Annotated in this window: 2 protein-coding genes; one reads left to right on the top strand and one right to left on the bottom strand. The window is 60.8% G+C overall.

The genetic code is table 11. The features are described 5' to 3' along the window. The first annotated feature begins 68 nt into the window (after positions 1-68). Positions 69-1,028, top strand: coding sequence for an alpha/beta hydrolase (locus tag KVQ82_RS19980; protein ID WP_222015381.1), 960 nt, complete (start codon positions 69-71; stop codon positions 1,026-1,028). A gap of 1,132 nt (positions 1,029-2,160) precedes the next feature. Here KVQ82_RS19980 and KVQ82_RS19975 read toward each other — a convergent pair. After that, positions 2,161-4,623: a TonB-dependent siderophore receptor gene (locus KVQ82_RS19975; RefSeq protein ID WP_222015380.1), complete on the bottom strand. Its 2,463-nt coding sequence runs from the start codon at positions 4,621-4,623 to the stop codon at positions 2,161-2,163. Positions 4,624-4,735 lie beyond the last annotated feature (112 nt).

Genomic DNA, 4,735 nt, shown 5'->3' with positions numbered 1-4,735 from the left:
ACCCAGCTGTGAAACCCAAAGTAGAACCGATCGGGCGTTGATGGCGCCCGATCGGTTTGGAGATTTGAATGTCATTGAATCCTGATATCGCCGCATTTCTGCAATTGGTCGGCAACGGCCGGGCCACTGGCAAACGCGTCGGCATGCACGAGTTGAGCCCGACCGAGGCCCGTGAACAGTTCGATCAGTCATCGTTGCTGATGGACGCCGGCGGTGAAGAACTGGCCGTGGTGGATGAGCTGCAATTGCCGGTGCGTGACGGCGCACTGTTGCACGCGCGGATCTACAGCAATCATCCGTTGCAGGCGGGCGCCGGTCGTCCGGCACTGCTGTATTTCCATGGCGGCGGCTATGTGGTCGGCAGCCTCGATTCGCATGATTCGCTGTGCCGTGCGTTGGCTTCGCTGGCCGATTGTGTGGTGCTGTCGGTGGCGTATCGACTGGCACCGGAACATCGCTTTCCGACAGCGGCCGATGATGCCCGCGATGCCTGGGACTGGCTGCTGGCGAGTGCGGCTGATTTGGGCATCGATGCGGCGCGGCTGGCGATTGCCGGCGACAGCGTCGGTGGCAGCCTGGCCACGGTGCTGGCTGCGCAACTGACGGCTGCCGCTGTGCAGCCGTGTTTGCAGGTGTTGATTTATCCCGTTGCAGATGCCAGTCGCAGCACGCCTTCGATCGAGCGTTTCGCCGAAGGCTATCTGCTGGAGAAGGCTTCGCTGCAGTGGTTCTACGCGCACTACCAGCGTGATGCCAGTGATCGTCTTGATCCGCGTTTCTCGCCGTTGCTCGGCGAAGTTCCGGCCAATGTCGCGCCGGTGCTGATGGTGTTGGCCGAGTGTGATCCGTTGCACGATGAGGGGGTGGCTTATGCCCGGCATTTGCAGGCGGCGGGGGTTGCTGTGGAGTTGAAGGTTTATGAGGGGATGACCCACGACTTCATGCGTATGGGGGCGATTGTTGATGAGGCTGAGGAGGCGCTGGGGTTGATTGCTGGGCGGTTGGTAGAGGTGTTTGCTTTGGCTTGACCGGGGTTGGGGGTGAGTGAATATCCGTTGCTGCGGTAACGGCCACCTAGGGTTCCGCCCTGACGGCGGGTCACTTTGGCAAACGCCCCAAAGTAACCAAAGGGCTTTACCCTGACGTTCGGCCCTCGCTCAGGCTCGGGTTCCTTCGCTGCGGGATTCATCCGGGGGGCAGCGCCTACGGTTTGCTTCGCTGCACCTCCTCTCGCTGTGTTTGGCTGCGCCAAACGGTCGCTGCGCTCCCACCCCCGGATAAATCCCTCCACTCAGCCTTCCGACGGGCCCTGAGATCAAAAGCTTTACTCGAGCTAACGCTCATCGTTTTGAGTGGGGCGGCTTCGCCGCATGGGGTGCACGCTCTCTAAATTGTAGGAACCAGCCTGCTGGCGATGGCGGCCTGCCAGCCGACCAATTTCTAACTGATGACACCCGATCTCACTGTGGGAGCTGGCTTGCCAGCGAAGGCGGCCTGACAGCCGACCAATTTCTAACTGATGACACCCGATCTCACTGTGGGAGCTGGCTTGCCAGCGAAGGCGGCCTGCCAGCCGACCAATTTCTAACTGAAAACACCCGATCCCACTGTGGGAGCTGGCTTGCCAGCGAAGGCGGCCGGACAGCCGACCAATTTCTAACTGATGACACCCGATCCCATGTAGGAACTGCCGAAGGCTGTGATCTTTTGATCTGCTTTGGCTTTGGCTTTGGCTTTGGCTTTGGCTTTGGCTTTGGCTTTGGCTTTGGCTTTGGCTCTTGATGTGGCTTTTGATCTTTTGCCCCTTCGGCAGGCCGAGCGGAGGTGTTCATCCGGGGTAGGCGCGCAGCGCCGTGCGGCGAAGCCGCATGCATCGAGAGGAGGTGCAGCGAAGCAAACCGTAGGCGATGCCCCCGGATGGACGCCGTAGCGAGGGAACACTGAGCCTAAGCGAAGTGCCGTACGCCGGGGCAAAGCCTTTTGGGTTACCTTTTCGGCGTCTGGAAAAGGTAACTCGCTGTAAGAGCGAAACCGCCAGCAGCAACACCCGCAGAAACGGATATTCCCCCAAAACCCCAAGAGCCTGGTCGGCCCAAAGGCCGCCAAGTCCCCCAAAAAAAACGCCAGCAAATGCCGGCGTTTCATTGAGCGCTAAACGTATTACCAGTTGTAGGTCACGTCAGCAGTCATGGTCCGACCTTCGCCGTAGTAGCAATCGAGGGTACCGTTGCACGCGGCAACGTATTTCTCGTCGGTGAGGTTTTGCAGGTTGGCTTGCAGCTTCACACCTTTGACATGCAGCGGCGATTTCTCCAGGTCGTAAGAGACCATGGCGTCATACACGGTGTAGGACGGAATCTGGAACGAGTCCGACTCGTAATCCGAACCGTAGCTGCTGCGCACGTAACGGGCGCCCAGGCCCATGCCGAAACCGGCGAGGGCGGTGGAGATGTCGAAGTCGTAGTTGACCCACGCGGAGGCGGTCAGCGGTGGACGCATGGCCAGGGTGCGACCTTCGCGCCCGTCGTTGTCTTTCTCCCACTTGGTCTGGTTACGCGACACTGCCGCCAGCACGCGCAGGTTGCGGGTGACGTTGACCTTGCCTTCCAGCTCGATACCGCGCGAACGCACGGAGCCGCTCTGGGTGCTGAAACCAGGGTTGTTGAGGTCGGTGGTGAGCATATTGTCCTGGTCGATCTGGTACGCCGACAACTGGATGAAGCCGTCGATCGACTTCGGCTCGTACTTGACGCCGATTTCGTACTGCTTGCCGGTGGTCGGTTCGAAGGCGCTGCCGCTCATGTCGGTACCGGTTTGCGGCAGGAACGATTCGGCGTAGCTGACGTAAGGTGTGATGCCGTTGTCGAACTCGTAGCCCAGGCCGGCACGCCCGGTGAACTTCTCGTCCTTCTGGTTGCTGTGGCCGCCGCTCAGCGGTTGCTTGTTGTCGGTTTCGGCGAAGTCATACCGACCGCCGAGGGTCAGGAACCACTGGTTCCAGCGCAGTTGATCCTGAGCGTACAGGCCGGTCTGGGTGATGGTGTTGTCCCATTTGTACGGCTGACGGAAATTGATCTGGCTGCCATACACCGGGTTGTACAGATCCAGACCTGGAGCGGTGCGGTCGTACAGGCCGAGGAATTTCGAATTGTAGTGGTAGTAGTCCACGCCCAGCAGCACGGTGTGCTCGACGTCGGCGGTGTGGAACTTGGCCTGGGCGATGTTATCGATGCCGTAGACCTTGTTGTGCTGCGACCAGTCCACCGCATAACGGCTCTGGTAGCTGCCGTCGTTGAGGCCGGTAACCGGGTTGGTCGGGAACGCATAACCGTGCAGCGGCGCCACGTACTGGTCGTTGATGTCGGCGTAACGCGCGTTCTGCTTCAGGGTCCAGACGTCGTTGAGTTCGTGAGCGATCTCGTAACCGACGACGAACTGCTCGCGGTGGTACTTGTTCACGTCCGGCTCGCCGAGGAACAGGCTGCGGCTGATGCGCCCGGCCTGGCTGCGATGCACGGTGCCGTTGGCCGGCAGGCCCTGGGCTTCCGGTACGTCGTGGTCTTTCTGGTACTGACCGAACACGGTGATGGTGGTCTGATCGTTAGGCAGCCAGGTCAGGCTTGGCGCCAGCAGCATGCGGTTCTGGCTGGCGTAGTCGATGGCCGAGCCGCTGTCGTTGACCACACCGGTCAGGCGATAGAGGAATTCGCCTTGATCGTCGATCGGTCCGCCGAGGTCGAAGGCACCGTACTTGCGGTCATAGCTGCCGCCACCGATCTTCACTTCGTGCAGCGGGGTCGCGGTCGGACGCTTGCTGACCATGTTGACGATACCGCCCGGCTGGTTCTGGCCATACAGCACCGAGGCCGGGCCCTTGAGCACTTCGACGCGCTCCAGGGTGTACGGGTCGATCTGCAGCGAACCGCCGGTGCTGCCGCCGCCGTAAGGCATGTGCAGGCCGTCGAGGTACAGCGGAGTAGGGGAGAAGCCACGGGACGTCGGTTCGTCGAAGATCTTCACCCGATCCGAGAAACCGCCGCCGGTCATGCCCGGCGTGTACTGCAGAGCTTCGGTGACGGTCTTCGAGCCGCGCATCTTGATTTCGTCTTGAGTGACGACGTTGATGGTCTGCGGGATTTCCTTGAGCGACGAATCGGTCTTCGATCCGGTGGCGCTGCGCTTGGCGACGATCCCGTCGACCGGGCCCCAGGCCGATTCGGCGGTGGCGGAAATGCTGGTCGGGGCCAGATCGAGGCTGGCGCCACCGCTGCTGCGCGAACGCAAGGCGACGTTGTTGCCCTCGACGCTGTAGGCGATGTTCGTGCCTTGCAGCAGTTGCGCGATGGCGGCGGTCGGTTCCAGGTTGCCACTGACCGCGCTGCTGCGCAGGCCGCTGACTTCATCCGGGCTGTAAAGCACTTGGAGGTTGGTCTGGCGACCGAATTCCTGCAACGCGCTCCCCAGCGACTGTGCAGGAATATTGATCGCCACGGCGGCGGCCTGGGCCTGGCCGATCATCGGCACAGTCAGGGCCATGGCGCAGAACGCGGGCAAGGTGCAACGGAAGGAGCGGCGGATCAGCAGGGCCTTGGCGAGCGGGTGGAGTCCGTGCGGTGCGGGCATTGTTCTTCTACTCTTCAAAGTGTTGACTGAGAACTATTTCTATTAACTGTTAGTAAGACGTTGAGCCTTCCGAAAACCGGAAAGCTCAACGCCATTTTTTTACAAAATTTTC

Origin of the sequence: Pseudomonas sp. AO-1 (genome assembly GCF_019775695.1) — a bacterium.
In the GTDB taxonomy this organism is placed as follows: domain Bacteria; phylum Pseudomonadota; class Gammaproteobacteria; order Pseudomonadales; family Pseudomonadaceae; genus Aquipseudomonas; species Aquipseudomonas parakoreensis.
The sequence above is the reverse complement of the archived record's forward strand: the minus strand, read 5'-3'. Positions and strand labels throughout refer to the sequence as shown.

What these genes read in the sequence shown, in the direction of transcription:
- KVQ82_RS19980 (WP_222015381.1), top strand. Translation starts at nt 69, where the DNA reads ATGTCATTGAATCCTGATATCGCCGCATTTCTGCAATTGGTCGGCAAC.
- KVQ82_RS19975 (WP_222015380.1), bottom strand. Translation starts at nt 4,623, where the DNA reads ATGCCCGCACCGCACGGACTCCACCCGCTCGCCAAGGCCCTGCTGATC.